Source organism: Chryseobacterium sp. SSA4.19, from assembly GCF_022601875.1.
GTDB lineage: Bacteria > Bacteroidota > Bacteroidia > Flavobacteriales > Weeksellaceae > Chryseobacterium.
In genome coordinates this window covers 199796-222343 of record NZ_JAKVIP010000002.1, presented here as the reverse complement: position 1 = coordinate 222343, position 22548 = coordinate 199796, and the positions used below count along the sequence as shown (strand labels likewise).

Genomic DNA, 22548 nt, shown 5'->3' with positions numbered 1-22548 from the left:
CTTATTTTTGAAGAAAGGCTCAGATTATAAAATCTAAGCCCTGACTTTTTAACTTACACACTTTGTGGGAGAGTGTCCAAAAAATTAAAAGTTTAAACAACTTCAATAAAAATATAATCTCTTTTTCTTTCATTAAGATATTTCTTAACATTTCTAATGCTTGCTCTTTAGTTATCATATTATAATCATACCAGAACGAAAATTTTATTTTTATATTTAGAGATGTCAGTAGAACTAACATTTACAATTAATGGATAATAATTACTAATTGGAGGATTTACATGTCCGACAGAAAAAATAATAAACTCTATGTTATTATCAGAATTTATAAATTTTTGTCCTTTAGTAATTTTTTGTCCTTCTATGATTTCAACATCAAAAATTATTTTTGAAGGATCATTCAATTTAAAAGTATTTACAATTTTAATTTTCATATCTTAATATTTTTAGTTCTTCATTAAAAAATTCTAATCTTTCCCTTATTAATTTAATTTCATCATTAGGTAATTTCCATTCAATTGCTCTTTCAATTAATTCTTCAGCTGCTTCTTTTTCCATAAGATTTTTTGCTATTTCATTTCCATGGTTCTCGACCCAAATATCATATTTTCCTGATCTATATTGTGAAGCATGAATTAACTCCTCATATACAGCAGATGTTGTTGCATTTTTATTTAAAAGTATTAATTCTTCATTGAAGGTTATAGCTTCTATAGCTACTCCTTCAGCTTTTTCTCTAGAAGCTATATATTCAAAAGATTCATCATTATAAAGGAGTGATCCTCCAAGATTTTCAAATTCTTTTTGAAGCTTTTTAAGAAGATTTAAATTAATTGGTTTCCCTTTAATAGTGGAAAAAAGCTCTATTCTCTTTTTCTTCCTAAATTCTTTAAATTCTAAATCAGTAATATTAAATGCATCATCAACTATTTTTTTTATTTCATTCCATCCTTTCTTTAAAAACAGTAATAATTCCTGAAAGCCTTTCAGAAGATCCTGTATGCTTCTTACAACAAATTTAACAAAAGTTCTTACAGCTTTTACAACGCCTTTCACAGCACTAAATCCTAAGCGGAAGATTCCCAGAATAGATTCTACTAAAGCATTCACAATTGCGGCAACACTCAAAGTTCCTCCACTTATAAGTACTCCAACAATGATTTCAATAATCAAGGAAATGATGAACCCAAAAGCATAGCCTATAAAATAAGAGCAGGCAACAGGATCAAATGTAAGATTTATTTCTTTTAATTTCTCATAAATGTATTGTGCTGTTTCGGTAAAACTGATCTTTTTTATGGCCTGCACCGCTTCATCAAACTGTTCCAGAAGAGTAGGCAGATATTTATCTATATTCTGAACAAAATCTTTACCCATGGTAATCCCGTCATAGATCATCTTTACCATGGCAAACAATCCTGAAACAGAATCTACAAGTCCGTTCCACACTCCGCATAACAGGGCATTATACGTCTGCATACCATATTTGAGAATGTCAAGATTAGAAATATCGTCTAAACCCATAATGACATCGTACATGATATCATATGCACTAAGATACAGGTTGTATAAGAGTTCCAAAAAGCCTTTTGGCTGGCTGTTTTTTCTGAAATCTTTTTTAATATTCAAAACCAACCTTACCAGATTATCCTGCTCGGTAAGCATTGTCTTTAACAATCCGGTAATTTCGCTGAAATTCACAGTGCCGTTACTGTCTTTTCCGGAAGAGATAAGAGGATTATATGTATAATTTTTATCAATTTCTCCGTTTTCAAGCTTGGGCGGTTTAGGCTGCCATCTGTTTTCTCCAAGTTTTGTTTCTTCTATCAGTAAAATGACTTTTTCCAAAAGAATACTGGTTGTTTTTCTGAGGACATCATTGGTCAAAATTCCTAAGCCCGGATTAACAGAAGATATTCCGCTGGAAAAAAACGAAGCCAGCTTACAGTATGTTTTGGCAATGTCGATACGGATATCTTCAATATAACCTTTCTGTAAAAGCGTTTTGATCTGATCATCAGACAATTCGGGGATTACTTTTTTGATTTCTTCGTAAACTGCATCATTATTATATAGATCATATTCCAGCCTTCCGCTTTTATTTAAAAAAGACAAAACATCATTTGAAATTTTTATGGCACCATAAGTACCACTTGCTTTATCTTCAGTATTGTCTTCTATAAAGATTAATATTTCTCTTCCTGCAGGTGCAGAAACCTCAAAGGATTCTTTAAGCTTTGTGGCATCTGTTGATGAAAACATAATGACTCTGAAGGCAAAGTTATTAACGTCTTCTACACCATAATAATAAAAATCTTTTACAGTAGTTGTAATAACTGATTCTAAATCGCTTCCAATATCCGGCACATAGGTAAAAGAGCCTTCAACAGGCTGATTCGAATCCGGATAATATTTTGTTAGAAGATCATCAGGCGATTGATTGAAAAATTTTACAGTCGCAAGCGGGCTTACATTGCTCATACCCCTTATGTTCTCTCCAATCGTAAAGGCATTTTTAAATGATGGAAATGATACGGTTGAGAACTTATTCTCCATCGACAAAGCTTCTTCACCAATATCAAAAACATCTTTATATTCTGTATTTTGCATTTAATAATTTTTAAGATTAATAAAAAAGGCAGAGTTTTACACTCTGCCTCATTATGTATGATTAAACAGAATTATTGGAGTGACTTTTTCAGATCAGACAGAGGCAGCTGGGCTACCACTTTTTTCGGGCTGTCGTCTGTGGTTAGCTGAAGAAATCCTTCATTGAGTTCGATGTTGTCAATAAACCGGTCTTTTCCGGAATTAAGCTGGGCATCGGCTACAATTGAAAATTCAGTTTCCGTAACAACATCAGCCGGAACTTCGAATTCGTCAGGATTTTCCTGGGTAAAAGGTAATGCCGTAGCCGTTACCAAACCGGCAGAATCTTTCTGTAAGATGTTTAGGGCAGTCGGAACTGTGCTGATCCATGCTTTACCCTGTTTCAATCCTACGGGCTCACGCATTTCATCAACAATACTCATGTACATTGGATCTCCGATAACAGGGACTTCGCCGCCATTCCAGATTCTTCCGGTGGTTAAGAAGAACTGTACGGCATCTTCAAAGCCCGGATTTACCGTAACAATCACTCTGGCCATCCCTGCCTGAAGGAAATTTCTGAACAGCGGATCGGCACTGTTGGATAAGTACATATTCTGCCACTCGTTTCTGTTGGCCCAGTAATACGGATAGAAAGTGTATTGCATGATGGTCCATTCAAAAGCCTGTTCCATGAATTTGGCTAAGGCAGTATACTGGTCCATGTTTTCATCCAGGATGATGCTGAAATCCTGCATGGCCTTTGCATTATTGGTGAGGTTTTTACCCAAAGCGGAATAGTCCTGAAGCAAAAATGCGATACAGTTATGTTTAAGGATAACCCTCTCCATGTCACGGTAGAAAACGGAAACTTTTTCCTGATTTTCTTTCTCTAATTCCTTAGCTGCTGCTTCCAGTTCTTTTTTCTTTTCCTGGAATGCAGTATAAGCTTCCTGATAAGCTTTAATAATAGTATCAAAATTTTCCTGCTTCCATGCATTCATATAAGCATCTGAAAGCTTGCAGGTCACTTCAAAATTGAAATTAACAGAGTCAATATTCGATCCCTGATAGACAAAATCATAAGTGCCGGTAACGTTTTGAGGGGAAAATTCTGTAACGTTGTCAATAGAAGCAGAGGTGTTGTTGAAAGGGACCATGCCTCCTGCAAAATTACTGGTGTATAAAGTGCTTCCTCCTTTTCGGTTTCTTTCAAATCCGTACCACATTTTTACATGGCTTGCCTGATAATTTGCAGGAATGTCAATGTTTAAATGTTTATATCCGCCGTCACCGTTCAGTTTAATCCATTGCAGGCCGGTAGTGAAACTTTTGGTTGTTTCAAGCAGTTCAGTCAGCTTGACGCCATAGATGCCCGCCCAGTATTGTATTTGATCCAATGATGCTGATTTAGGATCTGCCATGGTTCTTGGTCTTGGAGCCGTTCTAGGATCTACAGGAGCCGTCAGGGTTTCTGTTACGGAAGCTGCAGTCGCAAGACGGTGCAGTTTTGCCGGTTCAGGAATCATGAATTCAAACATGGTACGTTTGCCATAGTTGTAAATCTGATTTTTCATTTTTTTATCCACCCACCGGTAAACACCGATTACATGTTTATCACCGTTTCTGTTGTCAAAACCATGAGCGTTGTTTTCCTCAAACTCTTCAATGATCTTTTCAATCCTCTCTTCAGCTACTTTGGTAAGCAGTCTTTCAGTCGCTTTTTCAGTGATTTCCTGGGATTTTGCAACAGCCTGCCTGATGCTGTTCTCTTTGGCATTATGGGAAGCAAAGCTTCCGCCTACCTGGTAGGAACCTCCGCCATAATTAAAATGTGCTTCCGCATTGGTGTTCTGCTGAATAATATTGGCCACCTCGGACTGCATATCATTCCGGTTTGTTGAAGTGGTATCACTTAAGGTTTCCCTTTCTGTGGATTTGGAAGTCGTGTTCTGAATTTCACTTCTTCTCAGCTTCCGGGTGGATTTCTGCTTAAATTCCTTGGCCATCACATTCTCAATATGAGTAACGTCTCCCGGCACATAGGCATGGGTGGTTTGTACAACCTTCAGGTAATCGGCAATACCCAGTCTTTTTACTCCGAAATGTTTAGGAAAGAAAACCCCCGGTTGTGGAGTAGTGTTGCCGGAACCATCTGTTTTTATCTCTTCGGTGTATAGGATTCCGGTATAAGGCTGGTCAATAATTATATTTGTATATTCTAAAGTGGCCTGCTTTCCGTTGTTAAAGAAAATCTGAATTTTCAATGATCTGATGACCTTGCCAAATCTGTTGACCAAAACAGGAGGGAAGGTTATTTTATTATCTACAATATTTATATTTGAATATGCTTCTTCAAAGAGGCCAAGGTCTGTACTCGCCGAAATCTTTGCTGATCCTAATCCGTAAGAATTACTCTCTGCCTGATAATAGAAGATAAGCGAAGAAGAAGTTTGTGCAATTCCCGTATTATAGCTTGCTTTAAAATAATAGGTCCTTGAAACAGCTTGAGAAAGATTGCTTTGGGAATTACTTACCGGAACTAATATATTTCCCAGATTAAGATATTTCTGCTCCTCAAGAGGTGATTTCTGAAGAAGTAATTGAACGGTAGCAGATAACTGCTGATCCAGTTTTTCGAAAACTTCTGCATAGGTATCATAAAATTTATTCATTTCAACGATGTAGCTTCCCAGCTGTAATTTTCTTTCAGACAGTACTGCGGTATAATTATCATCATAGGTTGTTCCTGTCGGAGCATTTCCTGCCCTTTTGGTAAATAAATTAATGAATAATTTTAAAGAATCTAACGAAAGCCCATCTTTTAAATCTTCAAAATTAAGTTCATTTTTATAGGTGAGCTGGAACAAAGGAATATTTAAAGGCTGAAGGCTTTCGTATAATTTATCAATCTCAGCTTCGGTCATTTGTGTTGTAATTTGAGATTTTATTCGTTCAAGCTGAACATTATATGCATCAATCTCTTTTTTGTAGCGTTCCTTATATTCCAGATTTGCAGTTTCGTACGCTTTGTTTTTCAGTTTTACATACACCGTCTGAAGATTCTGCAGTTCTGATTTTAATTTTTCAAGGCTTTCCTTTTCAAAATTCAGCTTTGATAATTCCGAAATTTTGTTCCCTTCTGCCGTTAACTGGTTTTGTATGGATAAAGGGAGATCTGTCGTATTGGCTGTTCTTTGCTCTGTTTGAGAAGAATCTCCATTCAAAGTACTGCCAATACTTAATCCCGGCCCTGAAAGTACTGTTCCTTCATATCCGTCTCCGAAAAACTTCATCGGCAATACTACCCTGGCTGTTAATGCTTTTGCTTTTATTTTTGGTGTGTCTGTTGTTACCGGTAAACTGCATACATATCCGTAGTGAATGGCCTTTAAAATATGGATAAGGGCCTCTTTTACATAAAAATTCTTTTCTGTGACGGTCTGATAGATAAGATTGTCCCACAATTCCGCAATTTTGCTTTGAATATTGCTATTGCTGTTCAGGGCTTTAGCTGAAGCTTCTTCAGATGTAACAAGCGTCTCTTTTCTGGAAATTTTTCGGCCGATTTTTAAAGCATCTGCTAAAATACTTTGTTCAATAATCAGTTCAGATTCATATCCTTTAGGAGAGAAGCTTTTTGCAGCCCTTTCCAAAGCCTGAAACTTTACCAGCGCGGAATCTCCGGGACTAACGGCGCTGTCAAAAGCACTTGATAAATTAGAAGGTCTGAGGATAAATCCAAGATTTTCCTTCTTGGTTTCTGTTAATTGCGGATTTCTTAAGCTTACGAATCTGAAAAGAGTTTGTGGATTGTTTTGTGTGTTTTTTGTTGCCATTTGTATTAATTTAATGATTAAACAGTTTTTTGTGATTAAGGGTTAGGGAATAAGTGTGTCAGAATAAAGGCATAGAGACTTACTTTAAATATTACTGTTTTTGTAAATTCGGATTGCTGTTTACGCGATATTTTAAGGATAAGTAATCAGATTGAAATACCTTTATGGAATGCGTCGCTTTCGTTTATTAAGATGATCTGTTTAAATACTAATTTGATGCTTTAATTTTTTCTTCATTTGTATTATTTTTTAAACACAGTTCAGGCTGCCCGGCATTTTGTAAATGCTGAATTCAAGAGAATCTGATAAAGTTTTAAAGGATTATTTTGTGCTTAATGATACTTTAAAGATACTAGTGGGTGGCACAGAACCTGACGTGTTTAAATTATTTAATACAAATCTTCTTCAAAAGCTTCATTTTCTATATCTTGGCGAAAGAAGGTTTCAATGTCATTGATATAATGTTCATAGTCTGCTTCAGTATTTTCAATATCGCTCCAGTCTATGGTATAAAGGTCTTCATCAAACACCATATCTGAATTGTGGTTCGGGATTTCCATATTGTATATGTTAGAGTTGGTTATAGTTAGGCTGTTTATCAAAAGGATTTATTGATTGATGTTTTCATGGTTATTGTTTCATAATCAAAGATATCAGGAGGTAGCGACAGAACTTGACGTGATAAAAAATAAGTCAGGATTGAGTTATTTTTAGGAGAAGTCGCTTAATTCTATTTCATCACCCATGAGCATTAAAATATCCATTTCAGAGAGCAATGATTTGAGCTTGATGGCACCCATTCTCAGGTCATTCTCAGATAAAATATACATCCATATTTTTTTAATGAAATCTTCAAACGGCAGGCTTTGGTGATAGATCTGGGTACGGGTCTGGGCAGTAAGTACCAATAATTGTTTTACAATTTCCCGGCATTCACTGATCTTTCTTTCGTAAGGAGTCAGCACGGTGAGTACGGTATTCTGGATGTCATACAGAACGTCGGATGCGGCTTTTATCTGATTTTTCTTAATATTTACGCCTCTTCCTTCCGTTATTCTTGCAGCAATAATCTTGCTCCTGAATCCGGCTATTTCAGATACTTCACTAATATTATAAGTAGAGAAGATATCTTCCGAAGCTTTGAGCCACCACATGATTTTATCAATAAAGTGGGGATCTTTTTTTTCCAACGAAGAAACAATTCCCGGAAATTCCTGCAGCTTTTCTTTAAGCTGGCTTACCAAAATAAACTGCGATTTTCTCATTATTCAGGAATTAAAGTTTCAATGATGTTTCCGTTTATATCTTCATATCGCGACCATTCCATTCCCGATTCGCTTACGCTCATTTTTGCATAAATCAGGCATTTCGGATCTAAGCTCATCAGCTTGCTGGCTTCTACGATAATTTCGTTCTCCCCAGCCTTTTCAATAACTTTCCTTGCTTCAAAAAGAGTACGTTCTTTCAGACTCTTGTGCAGTGTTTCGGACTTGACTTCACCCCATTTAAAATTGGGCAGGCTTACACAGAAGTCGGTGATATATTCAGGAATGGTATCAAAATACTTTTCCTGTGCTGCTGTTATTATTGAAGTATTTTCTTTTTTGATTTTATCGATAACATCATCGTAATATATTTCCATGTCGAAAAGAAAAGTCTTGAGATCTTTGTCACTTGAAATATCGCTTGCGTTATAGTTCGTTTTCATCACTTTGGTAATTTCGTCATAAGCAAAATCCCTTAGTTTAAGGATGGTTTGGCTTCCTGCTTTCGCAAAAGGAATGGTAAGATCTACAGTTCCTATTTTCATTCTCGGAATTGAAAAATTTTTCAGCATCTCATCGCTTGCATATTCTTTTGCGATTTCCAGAGTCTGCAGGTCGGCCATTTTTCGGGCAGAGGCAAGTTCAGAAACGATTCCTCCCAGATATTCATTTAGTTTTGGCATGATAATTTTCTTTAATTAATAAGATGTTAGAAAAGGATGGTTGCTGATGCAACCATCCTAAAAGGTTAATTATTGACTGCGGAAATGCTGTCTTCCAGCATATCCAAAACTCTTGAAAGTCCGGCAGGCAATTCGTCATTTACTGCTTTTACATGTACTCCCAAAGTATATGTTCTTTCCGTAGTGGAAGTGCTGGATGAAGTTTTTTTATAAGATGCGGATGCATTGAACTTCACTTTCCAGAACTTGGCACTTAAGCTTGCAGAACCACTGAATTCGCTTGAAACATTCTGGGTTTCCACAGAATTTAGTTTAGCATTGAAATCAATGGTCATTTCATCAATTCTCAGAGCCGGAATGGTAAGCATTGAAAGAAAAGGAACTTTCAGGTTAACTTTCGCATCAATGAATCGTTCGCTTGTAGGCCCGCTTGTTGCCGTTGAATCATACTCTGGATTAGGGACTGATTTTTCGTAATAGAAATCCACATATTTCAATTGATCAGGATTGGTACCTGTTCCAGGCGTAAAACCTACTTCTTTGATAAAGTTAACCTGAGAAATGGATGCGTCATGTTGTGCTTTTACAGCTGCCTGTAACGGGCCGCCAATGTAAACGCTGAAATCTAAACTGTTTAATTCTTGTACTAAATTTGCCATAATGTTAATGGTTTTTTAAAAGGTTAATAAAATTGATGATATACAGTGCTAGCAAACTGTTATGATGAGGTAATACATATCCTGTTCAGCATTTTAAGCTGAATCATAAAACTGATGATATGTTGGGTAGTATAGCCCGGGAATGCCGGCTATTGAAAGTTCTTAATCACAACTATATGTTGTAGAGTTTTTCATGGTATTGAGTGGTTGGTTATTGTTTTAATCCTAAGTCAAAAATAATATGCTGAAGCGACAAAACTTGACGTATAAAAATAATTTTAAAAAATAAATAAGTATAAGGACTTTAGCTTATGTACTGCCTTTATAAGCAAAATAACTTATATCTTATTTCTGATCAGTTTTTGAACAATCTGATTCAATAAATCCCTGTTGTCATCAATATAGCTCAGACCGGCCTGAATGAGGTTTTCAATATTTCCTCTTCTTACATTATCCATTGCAGGCGAAGCATTCTTTAATGAAGGATTAAGCCGGTAATAATTTTTCTGATTTTGTAAACCTAAGGTCTGGAACATCTGGCACAACTGATAATCTACAGTCTCCGCATTGGCTGACATGAGAATGTCAATAATGGGATTCACCCAGCCGATTTTTCCTGCCTTTTCCATTTTTTTAAAAGAATAGGCTCTTGCCTCGATACCTGTTCCGATAGAAAGGATCAGCAGGTCACTCACGGTCGGGTAATTTGCTTTTTGATGGTTTTTCAAAATTTCTGCAAAAGGAATTTTTCTGGCCTCTGCATAAGCGCACAATGCCGGGTTGTTCGCAAACATGCCTCCGTCAATCAGGCTGAAAATCTGGCCATACATGGATTTGATCTGGACTGGTGTGAAATAAGTCGGAGCCGCTGAAGTTGCCCTGCAAATATCTTTAACATAAAAATTATCGGTACTCAGGCGTGCTTTCCATGAATTGAAGATTTTGGATCTCCTGTTTTCTATATCGTAGCTTGTTATTAAACAAGGTTTTATTAATTCTTTTAACTCCAGTTTTCCAAAAAATTCATTCAGGTTTTTTTCAAGTTCTTCCTGGGAAATTTTTTCGTTGATCAATCCGAACGGATTTACGATACGCTCCCAAAAAGAAACCTGAAATATGTCGCCACCTTTTTCGGCATATAATTCTAAACCTTTCTGAATAGAATATTTTGCCTTGCGGTGTTCATTGGGACATAGAATAATAGACGCAATCAGCCCTCCTGTACTGCTTCCCGCTACCAGGTCGAAATAATCTCCCAGTTTTGCGCCCGGGCTATCATACAACTGCAGCTGCTCTTCTATGTAGCGCAGAATAATACAGGTGATAATTCCCCTGATTCCGCCCCCGTCCAAAGAAAGAATGGTTGTCTTTTTCATTGTTGCTTTATACTTTTTCTTAAGAAATACGGAACAACTTTAGACAAGTAAAACCAATAGTTTTCTACGGAATTGAACTATTGGTTTTAACTTTATAGTGTTTGTTTTAGGTATTTCCTATAAGCAAAGGTAGAACGGAGATGCGACAGAAGTCGTCGTATTAAAATATAAATTCAAATAAAAGGGAATTATAAGATTACATATCCATTCTTATCCCTGTTCATTTTTATCAGGGTTCTCCAGGTGGTTTTTACAAGTCCCTTTTTTGTATGAATATCCTTTTTTTCGAAATGGGGAAGGTCTTTAAAAGTTTTCCAGGTCCCACCCCAGTCCCAGCCGTGTTTTGCGAAAATTTTCACACATTCGTACCAGTCTGCTACTTTGTCATTGTCCCAATCCTTGGCCGTATCCCAGCTTGCGGTTTTTCCGTCGATCATTAAGCATATGTCTACGGCAAACCCGTAATTGTGGATGCTTTGTCCTGCTTTGGCATTGGTTACTTTTTTGCCGGATGTGATTCTGCCTATCGCATACAGCTTTTCCTGTTCCTCAAAGCTTCTTAATCCCTGGGTGATCCTTATTTTTGCCCTTCCCGTTAAGGCTTCATCGCATTCCTTAACAATCTGCTTCACCTCTTCCCTTACGGCCGGGTGGAGTTTTTCTATTCTCTGTAAAGTTATTTTGTCCATATAATCAGTTTTTAGTGTTTTGTAAAACAAAGATATAGCTGAAGTGCGACAAAACTTGACGTATTTGAAATAATTTAATATATTGAAATACAGGTGTTTATCGTAATGGTGTTTTTTGTTGTGTGAAAAATTAATGCTGCAGTTATTTGTAATCATGCGAAACAATATTTCATTGTTCAGTTCAGTAATTATTGCAGCACTTAATAAATATAGTGGGTACTTCTCCTTTAATGAAGGTGTAGGATTATGGAGGCTATTAAAAAACTTTACGATATTTTCAATGTCTTAAATACGTCTTAACCGTATTTAACATGAAATATTTTTATTTAATTAAGAAATTTTATCATTTAAATTTCTGATCTCTTTTCTGATCTCCAGAAACATATCCTGCAAATTATAATTTTCATAATGATCCGGTTCAAAATCTTCGGGGAATATTCCTGAAGCATACTGCCAGATTTCTACAATTTCTCCTAATGGGATATCATAAGGCTTGTAAAAGGAATTATTAGCTGCTACAGTGACTGCTCTTTTTTTTCGCTGCTTAAACCTTTTATAGGAAATACCATCATTAAGGGTAACAAAAATATAACTCTTATTCGGCTTTAAATCTTCAATGTTCTCTACATATTTACCGATGATATATGAGCCGTCTTTGAACGGCGGCATTGAATCCCCGAGGGCAGGGAATGCCCTGTATTTACCGTTCGTAAGGAATGGTAGGGAGATCTGCTGAAGACTCTCGATATATTCCGGATCGCTGTAGCCCGATAGGTATCCCATGGAAGCTTTTTGTGTAACAATCTCAATGTAATTATTGCCTTCCCGATCAATCACCACGGGGAGAACAATTCGGTTGTCAGGGAGATGCAAAATGTCTTCGAGCGGATATTTCCGGATATCCACGGTAAGCAGCAGGTCGATGCTCAGATTGAAATATTTTGAGATCCGGATCAGTACCTCATAAGGAGGTTCCGACCTTCCGTCTTCATATTTGGAATATCTCACCCTGCTCAAAAATACAGCATTTGCTGTTTCCTGCTGAGTCGCCATTTTCTTAGCCCTTAAAAACCTGATGTTATCTGAAAAAATTGACATTGATACAAATTGTATCATCAAATATACAAAAAATGATACAATTAGTATCTAGTTTTGCATAATGAACCGTGCGATTGTACATATGGATCTGGATGCCTTCTTTGTATCCTGCGAGAGACGCAATAATAATGCTCTTAAAGGGATTCCTCTGATCATAGGAGGAGGCGACCGTGGGGTGGTGGCCTCCTGTTCCTATGAAGCAAGACAATTTGGTGTGCGGTCTGCTATGCCGATCCGAATGGCCCTCCGGCTCTGTCCTGAAGCTAAAGTTATTAAAGGGGATCATGAGCTGTACTCCAACCTATCTCATACCGTGACTGAGGTCATCCAGGAAAAGGTTCCCGTGATGGAAAAAGCGAGCATTGACGAATTTTACCTGGATCTTTCCGGAATGGATAAATTTTTCGGCTGTTACCGGTGGACGCAGGAAATTGCAGCAGCAGTCAACAAAGAAGCCGGGCTTCCGATCAGCTTTGCTTTATCCGCAAATAAAACCGTTTCAAAGATCGGGACTGGGGAATCGAAGCCTGATGGGAAACTGCAGATTCCGGAAATGGATATCCGTCCTTTTCTAAACCCTCTGTCCATCAGAAAAATTCCGATGGTTGGGGATAAAACGTTCCAGCTCCTGTCAAGGATAGGGATACGTACCATCCATACCTTATCCGAAATGCCTGTTATGGCCCTGCAGCAGATGATCGGGACAAATGGAAAAGATCTCTGGAAAAAAGCCAACGGGATCGATGAAAATCCGGTAATCCCATATTCCGAACGTAAATCCCTTTCCACAGAACAGACATTTACCAACGATACTATTGATATTCCGGAATTAAAAAGAATTTTGAACAGCATGTCGGAAAAGCTGGCTTACCAGCTTCGGCAGGAAAAATGGCTTACCTCTACGGTGGCAGTCAAGATCCGCTATGCTAATTTCGATACCGAAACGAAACAGAACCGTGTGGCTTATACCTCGGCAGACCATACCTTATCGAAGATAGCACTGGAACTTTTCAACCGGCTATATACCCGAAGGATGAGGATCCGGCTGATCGGACTCCGGTTCACTGACCTGGTCCACGGGAAGCATCAGATGAGCCTGTTTGAAGACACCGAAGAACAGATGAATCTGTATCAAACCATGGACTATCTCAAAAACAGATTCGGAGCAGATGCTGTAGGCAGAGCCTCCGGTTTTGATTTTGAAAAATAACTTTATTATAAAATATTCTTCCTATGTATCTCAATTGCCATTCCTTCCACAGCCTCCGTTACGGAACCATGTCCGTAGAAGATCTTGTACAGAAAGCCAAAAGTCTGGGCATCAAACAGCTGGTGCTTACAGATATCAATACAGTTACGGGCATCTATGATTTCAAGAAACAATGCGAAGAAGCGGGCATTAAGCCCATTGCCGGAATGGAAGTCAGGAAAGAAAACAGGTTACTGTATATCGCCATAGCCCGAAAATTTTCCGGGATTGGCGAAGTAAACCGTATAGTTACCGCTCATAACTGCGATGGTGAAGAACTTTCAGAAACGGCTCCGGATTTTGAAAATGTATTTGTCATTTATCCGCTGAACAATATTCCGGCAGTACTAAAGCAAAATGAATACATCGGAATCCGGGAAGAAGAACTAAACGTACTGATACGCCCTGAGCTAAAGAAATATAGCTCCAAAATGGTGATCCTCCAGCCGGTGACCTTTAGTTCCCAGAAAGAATACAACCTGCACCTGATTTTAAGAGCTATTGATAAAAATACACTGTTGTCCATGCTTTCAGAGCAGGATATCTGCCGGAAATCGGAATACCTCAGACGGGAAAAAGAGATCATTGAAGACTTTCAGTACCATCCGGGAATTATTGAAAATACCCAAAAGCTTCTCGATGCATGCGACTTTGAATTTGATTTCGAGAAAGTCCGCAACAGGCAGTATTATACGCGATCCAAAGCCTCCGATCTGAAAATGCTCCGCAGACTGGCTTATCTGGGACTGGAAAAACGTTATGGACCGCAAAACAAAGAAGCGCAGGATAGAGTGGAGCAGGAACTGAAAGTAATTGATGACAGGAACTTCTGTTCCTATTTCCTGATAACCTGGGATATTGTCCGCTACAGCAACCGCATGGGGCTGATGCATGTAGGAAGAGGGAGCGGGGCCAATTCCATTGTCAGTTACTGCCTGGGTATTACCGATATATGCCCCCTGGAGCTCGATCTTTATTTTGAGCGGTTCCTGAACCTTAACCGTAAGTTGCCACCGGATTTTGACATCGACTGGAGCTGGCAGAACCGGGATACCATTCTGGATTATATCTTTAAGAAGTACGGGAAAGAGCATGTTGCCTTCTGCGGAACCAATGTCCAGTTTAAATACAAATCAATTTTGCGGGAAGTAGGCAAAGTATTCGGGCTTCCTAAGGAAGAGCTCGACAGCATGGTTAACCATCCGGTAGAAACCCATGACCCGAATTCTGTCGTAAAACATGTTCACCGCTATGGTGCCATGCTGGAGAAATTCCCGAACCAACGGAGTATGCATGCCTGTGGGATCCTGATTTCTGAGGAGCCGATTACCCATTTTACGGCACTTGAAATGCCGCCTAAAGGGTTTCCTATTGTGCAATTCGATATGAATACCGCCGAAGATATCGGGCTTGAAAAATTCGATATTCTTTCTCAGCGCGGGCTGGGTACCATTAACGATACCGTTGAGCTTATCAAAAAAACCAGAGGGATTACCGTCGATATTCGGGATACTTTGCTATCCAAAAACGAATCAAAGGCAAATGAATACCTGGCGTCGGGCAGGACCATCGGATGCTTTTATATTGAATCTCCTGCTATGCGCGGACTACTGAGAAGGCTGAAATGCGAAGACTACCGGATCCTGGTAGCGGCTTCTTCCATCATCAGGCCTGGCGTAGCGCAAAGCGGAATGATGCGGGAGTATATTTTCAGGCACAACCATCCGGATCAGTTTGAGTACTTCCATCCTATATTTGAAGAAAACCTCAAAGAGACCTATGGAATTATGGTATATCAGGAAGATGTTATTAAGATTGCACAGTATTTCGGCGGTGTGTCGCTGGCCGACGCTGATACCCTCCGCAGAGCAATGAGCGGAAAGGAAAGGTCGATCCAAAAGCTGCAGGAAGTTAAGGCCAACTTTTTTGAAAAATGTAAGAAGCAGGGACACTCTGAAGCACTTACCATAGAAGCTTTCCGGCAGATCGAATCCTTTGCCGGGTATTCCTTCTGCAAGGCGCATTCTGCATCCTATGCCGTGGAAAGCTACCAGAGTCTTTACCTGAAGGTCTATTACCCGCTGGAGTTCATGGTGTCGGTGATCAACAACCAGGGTGGGTTTTACCGGACTGAGGTATATATCCATGAGGCCCGGATGTCCGGCGCGAACATCCAGGTACCGTGTGTGAACAGGAGTGAACTTCAGACTGTGCTCGACGGCCGGGATATTTATCTGGGACTTTCCCTGATGCAGGGGCTGGATACCGGAACAATCCAACGGATGATAGAAGAACGGGAACAAAATGGAAAATACCGGTCACTGGAAGATTTTATAAGGCGTGTTCCTGCCGGTATTGAAACGGTCCAGACCTTAATATTTATCGGGGCCCTTAGGTTTACGGGAAAGCCTAAAAATGAACTTTTGGTAGAAGCCAGGATGATCATGGTAAACTTTAAAACTGAAAGCAGGGGAATGATGCTGATTGATGAGCCTTTCCAGCCCTATATTCTGCCTGAGTTAAAAAGAGAGCCTTTTGAAGATGCCTTTGATGAAATCGAGATTATCGGGTTTCCGGTTTCCTGCAGCCCCTTTGACTTGTTACAGACTCCATACAGAGGTTCCGTATTTGTAAAAGATCTACCGCAGCACCATAAATGCCAGGTAAAGATGCTGGCTTACCTGATCTCAAGGAAACATGTGCCTACTAGAAAAGGAGCCATGTATTTCGGAACGTGGATCGATGCAAACGGGCAGTATTTCGATACTGCCCATTTCCCGGACAGCCTGAAGGAATACGATTTCCAGGGCGGCGGCTGTTATCTGCTGCTGGGAACCGTGGAAATTGATTATCATTTTCCAACCATTACCATCCATAAGATGGCTAAGATGCCGATGATTCCTGATCCGAGGTATGCTTATCATCAGGAAAAGCAGTATCATATTCATCAGAAAATCAGGGAAGATGTAAGCATGACATCGCGGAAGCCTTATCCTCAGGCACAGGAAATTAATCTTCCGAGGCAAAAATTCAGATAATGGTGATCTTTGTATATACTGCAACTGTATGGTGTTATGTTCCTGAAGATCGGCCTGATCAGAAGATGCCTAAAACCTGCATTTACCGGTAATAAAGGCGAGGGATACAATGAACGGAAAATTAAGAAAGGATAAAGTCAGGCTTAGAAGCATGAGCGAAGAAATACCTTCGGAAGAAAACAGATGTCTTGGAATATGAAGCTTTTTTAAAAAATAATACAGTCACTGAAGCTAATTTCAGGTTTCATTAAAATTAATTTCAGCTTAACATCCAAGCAAAATTAATTCATAGTCCATTTTGTCATATTTTACTAAAACAACTTTACCGTTTCATTCACAAGGAATTTTACCTGATCAGGTCTTCCCCTGTCATTTTTCGGTAGATTATTGTAGCTGCCTGTTCTTACGATTACCATATCATATTCAGGAATCATAATGATATATTGCCCCTGGAGCCCAAGAAAATAATAATGTTTTACAGGATTGTCGTGGTTAATCCAGAATCCCATGCCGTAAATTTCACCGGACTTTTCTGTCGGGGTGCGCATCTGGCTGATAAAATCAGGGTTCAGAAGCTGTTGGCCACCTGCTTGTCCGTTATTAAGGAATAATTGGCCGAGCCTGGCAAAATCCCTCGCTGTGGAATGGATGCAGCAGTAGGTTTTCTCCATTCCGCTTTCATCGGTGCTCCAGGTAGCATTGTGTTCCATTCCCATCGGGATCCAGAATTTTTCGGATAGATAACTGGCCAGCGGCCGGCCTACCGCTTTTCTTACGACAAAACCTAAAAGCTGGGTCGATCCGCTTTGATATTCAAATCTTTCGCCAGGATTTCCTTTAAACTTCCTTGAAAACGTGGCTTTTATTAAACTTCTTCCATAATAAGCCTTGGCATTCGGTAAAAAGGGATTTTTATAATCTTCATTCCAGTTCAGGCCGGATTCCATCTGGGCCAGATTTTTCAAAGTCAGGTTTTTGGCAAATTCCCGGTGGGCAAATTCTTCAAAATAGTCTGAAAATTTATCATTGATACTCTTAATTTTTCCTTCTTCAACCGCTTTTCCTAAAAGCATGACCGTCACTGCTTTGGCCATAGAAAATGAATTGGTCTGGGAACTCTGATGGTATCCGTTCCAGTATTGCTCATGAACAAGTTTCCCATTCTTAACCACAATAAAAGAAGCGGTATCTGAACGTGTCAGATCTTCAACGATGTTTTTCGGTAATTCAGTTTTATTGTATTCATGGGCTTTCTCCCATGGTGTGGGAGATTTTGTTTCGATCATATTATAGGTGAAAAATTTTCCGTCATCGATGCTTGCGCTGGTTTTTCCTTTTAGATAGGTTTTTGAAATGCCGTTAAAAAGATAATCATATCCTAAAAAATAGAAGATTACAGCCAAAAGAACAATAAACGCCAGGAAATAAATAATCAGAATCATAAAAAAGGGATATTTAACAAATTTAAAATAAATTTGAAAACATGAAACGGAATGATTTATTTTTGTGATTATTGCTACATATGATGAAAAAACTGCTCTCTTTTTTATTTCTGTATTTTTTTACTGTTGCTTTCGGGCAACTCCATCAACCTGTTGATACGGCTGACTATACACAGCGAAAAGATTTCCTTACTTACTTTTCGTTCAATACTGAAAGCCTGATTAAAAAAAGTAAATCCGATTATTCGGGAAAGCGGGGAAATGAATTGTCTAAAATTTATAAAGAATTTGCCAAAGAGTTTGAAAAGAAGGTAAAAGATAAAGATTTTGTCTTCAACTCCATATTTAATGTAAAAATAAAGAGCCTGATTGAGCGGTTGAGAAAAAACAATCCTCAGATTCCGCAGAATCTGAAAATTCTCATTGCAAAAGACAATACCCCTAATGCCTACTGTTTTGCAGACGGTACTTTTGTGATCAACATTGGACTCTTCAACTGGCTGAATAACGATGATCAGCTGGCAGCTGTCATTTCCCATGAATTAGGACATAAGATTTCAGACCATACCTTAAAGGCTTTCCTGGATATAATTGATCAGAACCAGACGGACAAAATAGTAGTTCAGAATATTAAGTCGACTAAGGAAAACCGAAATGAGAAAGCTTTTGATCTGTTTAAAAACAGGGTGTATAAGAAAGGGGCTGAAAACAGGAAACAGGAAATGCAGGCAGACTCTATAGGGTACATTGTTTTTAAGAACAGTGATTTTAAGAAAACCGAATTTATCAATACCTTAAAAAGGCTGGAAGATTTTGATACCATTTCGCCCAGAGAACTTAAGTTGGAAACGTATAAAAAATATTTTAACCTTCCGAAACAGGAGTTTAAGGATAAATGGCTGAAAAAAGAAGATTTTTCGCTGTATAATTACAGCCATTATAAAGAAAAGCTTAATAAAGATTCATTAAAATCTCATCCTGAAATGGTTTTAAGAATCAATAATTTAAAGAAAATATTTCCGGAGCTGAAAACGGAGGCTGCTGATGAAAAAGCTACGGAATCCTATGCTGTTCTTAAGAAAACCGCAAGGATGGAAACACTGCCGGACTTTTATCATTCGGAGGATTACGGGGTCGGTATCTATGCAAGTCTTCAGTTCCTGCAGGATGGGGAAGAAGAGGACTATTATAAAAGCTGGCTCGGGAAATGTTTTTCCAAAATCTATGAAGCCCGGAAAAATTATAACCTGAACCGGTATTTAGATCGGGTAGATCCTAAAAACCAAAGTGAAAGCTATCAGCAGTTCCTGAACTTTATGTGGAACCTGAGCCTGGATGAGATAAAAACTATCGCCGATTATTACCAGACGAAAAAATCCTGACCGAGAGTCAGGATTTTTATCATCAGTAGTTTAATCTTTCTAAACGGATCTTGTTGAATTTTTCCTTTTCATTATATTCCCGGAGAAGAATATATCCTTCTTTACCCACATACGGGATTACGGTATATGAGTCTTTTTCTGAAATAGGAACAATCTCCTGTTTGAACGTACCATTGATCAACGTATTGATAAATAGTTTCCAGTTTCTTTCTTTGGTTTCTTTATCTTTCTGTAAATCCCTGTAGAAGAAAACAACATCATTCCCATCATTAATGTATTGTGAGAACAGGTAGTCGCTTGTTGCCAATGACTTTTCTTTGGTAAAGATTTTCGTTCCTTTTACCTTAAAATCTTTATCTGTAAAAATATAAACCAGATCTGTGGTTTTAGGAACTCCGTAGTTGAAATCTATTTTATATTTTTCAAGAAGAATCCCGACACTTCCGTCTTTTAGGAAAAACACGTCTCGCGGTTGAAGATGATAGCTTTTTTCGACATATCCCAATTCATCCAGTCTGGGAATAAATGCAGATAAGTTCGGCGTGTAGTTAATTATTCTGGTATTTATTTCAAAGGTGTTCTTATCAACAACCAGCCTGGCGAAACCTACGCCTTTTTTGTTTTCATAATTTCTTCCCACAATGACGATTTTATCATCAAAAGTTTTGTCATTATCCAGACTTCTTGTCGTAGAAGAGAAGGTGGTAATATTGTCAATTGTGTCATCCGATAGGCCGGAAATAGGCTTGCTGGCTATTTCTTTTCCGGTTTTCATGTCTAAGACAAGCAGCGTGAATTCCTTTGTATCGCCCGTTTTTTTCTGTCTGATAAAATAGATGTTTTTGTCATCTTTTTCTATCAATGCAAGTTCTTCGGTATTTTTTTTGTCTCCGGAAGTATTGTATCTGTATCTCCAGACCTCGTTTTTATTTTCGTCAAATTTTATTAAAGAATTATTATTGACATATTTACCGTAGTCGTTAAGTTCAATCGCCAGAAAACCTCCTTCCTTGATCTCAAAAACAGTGGAATAGTAGTTATAGCCTTTGGCTTTTTTTTCTTCTTTATTTTCCAGGCGGGCTGCTTTCCAGTTCTTAGGCTGGCTGATCACTTTAAAAGTTCCGTTGTCGTAATCGTAATAGGTCTTTTGTTGAATGGAATTATTTGCCAGGTCGATTTCCATGGAACGCGGCGTAAAAAGTTCATTGGTTTTAACCTGGGAATAATCTAAAGAACTCGGGCGGAGAATTACTTTTTTCCTGAAATCTACATATCCTCTGTAAGAACCTGCCGTAATATCTCCTTCAAATTCTTTATTCGCTACAGGGTTGAGGTTTTTATCTAATATGACATATTCGAATTTTTTTGTCTTATCACCGGATTTCCCGTAAGAATATAGAGAGACATAGCCGTAAAGGTTGTCCTGCTCGTCAAATAAAGCGTTCATTCCCACGTGTTCCCCGGAAGCTAAGGCTGCCAGATCCTGAGTCTGCGAAAAATATAAAGCCTGGACCAAGCCGAATGCCAGTAAAAGTATTTTTTTCATGGTGAAATTTGAGTTTCAAAAATAATGAATTAACCGGTACAGTTTAAAATAAAAGCCCCGATTTCTCAAGGCTTATATTTTTAGAGTTTAGAAAGTAAATTTCTGAAATTTGTCTTCTCGTCAATGATTCGTCTCAATTCTGAAACCGGAACCCTTTCCTGCTGCATCGTGTCTCTGTCTCTGATGGTTACCGTGTGATCAGTCAATGAATCGTGATCGATCGTAATACAATAAGGCGTACCGATCGCATCCTGTCTTCTGTAACGCTTTCCGATTGCATCTTTTTCTTCATAGAATAAGTTGAAATCATATTTCAGATCATTAAAGATTTTCTCTGCATATTCCGCTAATCCGTCCTTTTTCATTAACGGGAGGATTGCTGCTTTAATCGGTGCTAAAGCCGGCGGTAAAGATAAAACAGTTCTTTCCGAACCGTCTTCCAGTATTTCGTCTTTCAGGCAATGAGAGAATATGGAAAGGAATAAACGGTCTAAACCTACCGAAGTTTCCACCACATAAGGAACATAATTTTCATTTCTTTCAGGATCGAAGAACTGTAATTTTCTTCCTGAAGCTTCCTCATGGGCCTTTAAATCGAAATCTGTTCTGGAGTGAATCCCTTCCAGCTCTTTGAATCCGAAAGGAAAATTAAATTCAATATCTGCAGCTGCATTCGCATAGTGAGCTAATTTCTCATGATCGTGGAATCTGTAATTTTCATCACCTAAACCTAAAGCTTTATGCCAGTTCAGACGTTTTTGCTTCCACTGTTCGTAGAATTCAAGTTCTGTTCCCGGAGCTACAAAAAACTGCATTTCCATTTGTTCAAACTCACGCATTCTGAAAATAAACTGTCTTGCAACAATCTCGTTTCTGAATGCTTTTCCGATCTGTGCAATACCAAAAGGAAGTCTGTGACGTGAAGTTTTCTGTACATTGAGGAAATTAACAAAAATTCCCTGCGCTGTTTCAGGTCTCAGATAAAGATCCATCGCAGAATCTGCGGAAGCACCCAATTTGGTTCCGAACATCAGATTGAATTGTCTTACTTCAGTCCAGTTTTTAGAACCTGTATCAGGATCGGTAATCTCCAGTTCTTCAATCAGGGATTTTACATCAGCAAGATCTTCATTTTCCAGAGATTTTGCCAGTCTGGAAAGAATCGCTTCTCTTTTTGCTCTGTATTCCAGGATTTTTGGATTCGTTGCGACAAACTGATCCTTATCGAAAGCATCCCCGAATCTTTTTGCTGCTTTTTCAATTTCTTTATTTTCCTTCTCTTCAATTTTGGCACAGTAGTCTTCCACCAAAACATCGGCTCTGAAACGTTTTTTAGAATCTTTATTGTCAATCAATGGATCGTTGAAAGCGTCTACATGTCCGGATGCCTTCCATGTTGTAGGGTGCATCAGGATTGCCGAATCAATACCCACAATATTTTCGTTCAGCTGTACCATCGCTTTCCACCAGTATTGTTTGATATTATTTTTAAGTTCGGCACCGTTTTGTCCATAATCATAAACAGCGGATAAACCGTCATAGATCTCACTCGAAGGGAAAATAAAACCGTATTCCTTGGCGTGAGAAATCACTTTCTTGAAAACATCTTCTTGCTTTGCCATAATTTTTTAACGTCTGAAGTGCAAAAATAGGAATTTGGATTCCAATTCCATGACATTCAATAAAAAAAGCA

The 22548-nt window shown here is 38.4% G+C and carries 16 protein-coding genes; 3 read left to right on the top strand and 13 right to left on the bottom strand.

The features are described 5' to 3' along the window. Nucleotides 1–185: 185 nt before the first annotated feature. The 10 genes from MKJ01_RS02490 to MKJ01_RS02445 form a co-directional block, all read right to left on the bottom strand. Nucleotides 186–434: a hypothetical protein gene (locus MKJ01_RS02490; RefSeq protein WP_241611177.1), complete on the bottom strand. Its 249-nt coding sequence runs from the start codon at nt 432–434 to the stop codon at nt 186–188. Next, entirely contained in the window at nt 424–2610 is a 2187-nt protein-coding gene (locus MKJ01_RS02485) for a hypothetical protein (protein WP_241611179.1), read from the bottom strand. The genes MKJ01_RS02490 and MKJ01_RS02485 overlap by 11 nt, the downstream gene beginning before the upstream one ends. A 71-nt stretch (nt 2611–2681) precedes the next feature. Then, the gene (locus tag MKJ01_RS02480; RefSeq protein WP_241611181.1) at nt 2682–6428 is read right to left on the bottom strand and encodes a hypothetical protein; all 3747 of its coding nucleotides are present in this window, start codon (nt 6426–6428) and stop codon (nt 2682–2684) included. 389 nt (nt 6429–6817) lie between these two features. Then, nucleotides 6818–6988, bottom strand: coding sequence for a hypothetical protein (locus MKJ01_RS02475; protein ID WP_241611183.1), 171 nt, complete (start codon nt 6986–6988; stop codon nt 6818–6820). A 150-nt stretch (nt 6989–7138) separates the two neighbouring features. Then, nucleotides 7139–7693, bottom strand: coding sequence for a hypothetical protein (locus MKJ01_RS02470; protein ID WP_241611185.1), 555 nt, complete (start codon nt 7691–7693; stop codon nt 7139–7141). Further along, nucleotides 7693–8376, bottom strand: a complete 684-nt coding sequence (locus tag MKJ01_RS02465; protein WP_241611187.1) for a hypothetical protein — start codon at nt 8374–8376, stop codon at nt 7693–7695. Before MKJ01_RS02465 ends, MKJ01_RS02470 begins: the two co-directional genes overlap by 1 nt. Before the next feature lie 65 nt (nt 8377–8441). Further along, on the bottom strand, nt 8442–9035 hold the full coding sequence (locus MKJ01_RS02460; RefSeq protein WP_241611189.1) for a DUF2589 domain-containing protein: 594 nt from the start codon (nt 9033–9035) through the stop codon (nt 8442–8444). 338 nt (nt 9036–9373) lie between these two features. After that, complete coding sequence (locus MKJ01_RS02455) at nt 9374–10411, bottom strand: patatin-like phospholipase family protein (protein ID WP_241611191.1); 1038 nt, start codon at nt 10409–10411, stop codon at nt 9374–9376. A gap of 188 nt (nt 10412–10599) precedes the next feature. Next, nucleotides 10600–11100, bottom strand: a complete 501-nt coding sequence (locus MKJ01_RS02450; RefSeq protein WP_241611194.1) for a M15 family metallopeptidase — start codon at nt 11098–11100, stop codon at nt 10600–10602. A gap of 330 nt (nt 11101–11430) precedes the next feature. Then, the gene (locus MKJ01_RS02445; RefSeq protein ID WP_241611196.1) at nt 11431–12198 is read right to left on the bottom strand and encodes a LexA family transcriptional regulator; all 768 of its coding nucleotides are present in this window, start codon (nt 12196–12198) and stop codon (nt 11431–11433) included. Between the two features lie 61 nt (nt 12199–12259). Here MKJ01_RS02445 and dinB point away from each other — a divergent pair, with 61 nt between their 5' ends. Next, nucleotides 12260–13408 carry a DNA polymerase IV gene (dinB, locus tag MKJ01_RS02440; RefSeq protein ID WP_241611198.1) on the top strand — a complete coding sequence of 383 codons (1149 nt, stop codon included), beginning with the start codon at nt 12260–12262 and terminating at the stop codon, nt 13406–13408. Nucleotides 13409–13431: 23 nt separating this feature from the next. Then, a complete protein-coding gene (locus tag MKJ01_RS02435) occupies nt 13432–16485 on the top strand; it encodes a DNA polymerase III subunit alpha (RefSeq protein WP_241611200.1) in 3054 nt (1017 codons plus the stop codon). A gap of 311 nt (nt 16486–16796) precedes the next feature. Here MKJ01_RS02435 and MKJ01_RS02430 read toward each other — a convergent pair whose 3' ends face one another. Next, a complete protein-coding gene (locus MKJ01_RS02430) occupies nt 16797–17927 on the bottom strand; it encodes a serine hydrolase (RefSeq protein WP_241611202.1) in 1131 nt (376 codons plus the stop codon). An 80-nt stretch (nt 17928–18007) separates the two neighbouring features. Here MKJ01_RS02430 and MKJ01_RS02425 point away from each other — a divergent pair, with 80 nt between their 5' ends. Next, complete coding sequence (locus MKJ01_RS02425) at nt 18008–19309, top strand: M48 family metalloprotease (RefSeq protein WP_241611204.1); 1302 nt, start codon at nt 18008–18010, stop codon at nt 19307–19309. Between the two features lie 22 nt (nt 19310–19331). Here the strand turns inward: MKJ01_RS02425 and MKJ01_RS02420 are convergent, their stop codons facing one another. Both MKJ01_RS02420 and MKJ01_RS02415 read right to left on the bottom strand, forming a co-directional pair. After that, a complete protein-coding gene (locus MKJ01_RS02420) occupies nt 19332–20855 on the bottom strand; it encodes a hypothetical protein (protein ID WP_241611206.1) in 1524 nt (507 codons plus the stop codon). 80 nt (nt 20856–20935) lie between these two features. Next, a complete protein-coding gene (locus MKJ01_RS02415) occupies nt 20936–22477 on the bottom strand; it encodes a glycine--tRNA ligase (RefSeq protein WP_241611209.1) in 1542 nt (513 codons plus the stop codon). Between the last annotated feature and the right edge of the window lie 71 nt (nt 22478–22548).

Excerpts from the sequence above, each read along its gene's own strand:
- MKJ01_RS02480 (WP_241611181.1), bottom strand. The coding sequence starts at position 6,428 with ATGGCAACAAAAAACACACAAAACAATCCACAAACTCTTTTCAGATTC.
- MKJ01_RS02420 (WP_241611206.1), bottom strand. The coding sequence starts at position 20,855 with ATGAAAAAAATACTTTTACTGGCATTCGGCTTGGTCCAGGCTTTATAT.
- MKJ01_RS02485 (WP_241611179.1), bottom strand. The coding sequence starts at position 2,610 with ATGCAAAATACAGAATATAAAGATGTTTTTGATATTGGTGAAGAAGCT.
- MKJ01_RS02415 (WP_241611209.1), bottom strand. The coding sequence starts at position 22,477 with ATGGCAAAGCAAGAAGATGTTTTCAAGAAAGTGATTTCTCACGCCAAG.
- MKJ01_RS02445 (WP_241611196.1), bottom strand. The coding sequence starts at position 12,198 with ATGTCAATTTTTTCAGATAACATCAGGTTTTTAAGGGCTAAGAAAATG.
- MKJ01_RS02430 (WP_241611202.1), bottom strand. The coding sequence starts at position 17,927 with ATGATTCTGATTATTTATTTCCTGGCGTTTATTGTTCTTTTGGCTGTA.
- MKJ01_RS02425 (WP_241611204.1), top strand. The coding sequence starts at position 18,008 with ATGATGAAAAAACTGCTCTCTTTTTTATTTCTGTATTTTTTTACTGTT.
- dinB (WP_241611198.1), top strand. The coding sequence starts at position 12,260 with ATGAACCGTGCGATTGTACATATGGATCTGGATGCCTTCTTTGTATCC.
- MKJ01_RS02465 (WP_241611187.1), bottom strand. The coding sequence starts at position 8,376 with ATGCCAAAACTAAATGAATATCTGGGAGGAATCGTTTCTGAACTTGCC.
- MKJ01_RS02475 (WP_241611183.1), bottom strand. The coding sequence starts at position 6,988 with ATGGAAATCCCGAACCACAATTCAGATATGGTGTTTGATGAAGACCTT.
- MKJ01_RS02470 (WP_241611185.1), bottom strand. The coding sequence starts at position 7,693 with ATGAGAAAATCGCAGTTTATTTTGGTAAGCCAGCTTAAAGAAAAGCTG.
- MKJ01_RS02450 (WP_241611194.1), bottom strand. The coding sequence starts at position 11,100 with ATGGACAAAATAACTTTACAGAGAATAGAAAAACTCCACCCGGCCGTA.
- MKJ01_RS02490 (WP_241611177.1), bottom strand. The coding sequence starts at position 434 with ATGAAAATTAAAATTGTAAATACTTTTAAATTGAATGATCCTTCAAAA.
- MKJ01_RS02460 (WP_241611189.1), bottom strand. The coding sequence starts at position 9,035 with ATGGCAAATTTAGTACAAGAATTAAACAGTTTAGATTTCAGCGTTTAC.
- MKJ01_RS02435 (WP_241611200.1), top strand. The coding sequence starts at position 13,432 with ATGTATCTCAATTGCCATTCCTTCCACAGCCTCCGTTACGGAACCATG.
- MKJ01_RS02455 (WP_241611191.1), bottom strand. The coding sequence starts at position 10,411 with ATGAAAAAGACAACCATTCTTTCTTTGGACGGGGGCGGAATCAGGGGA.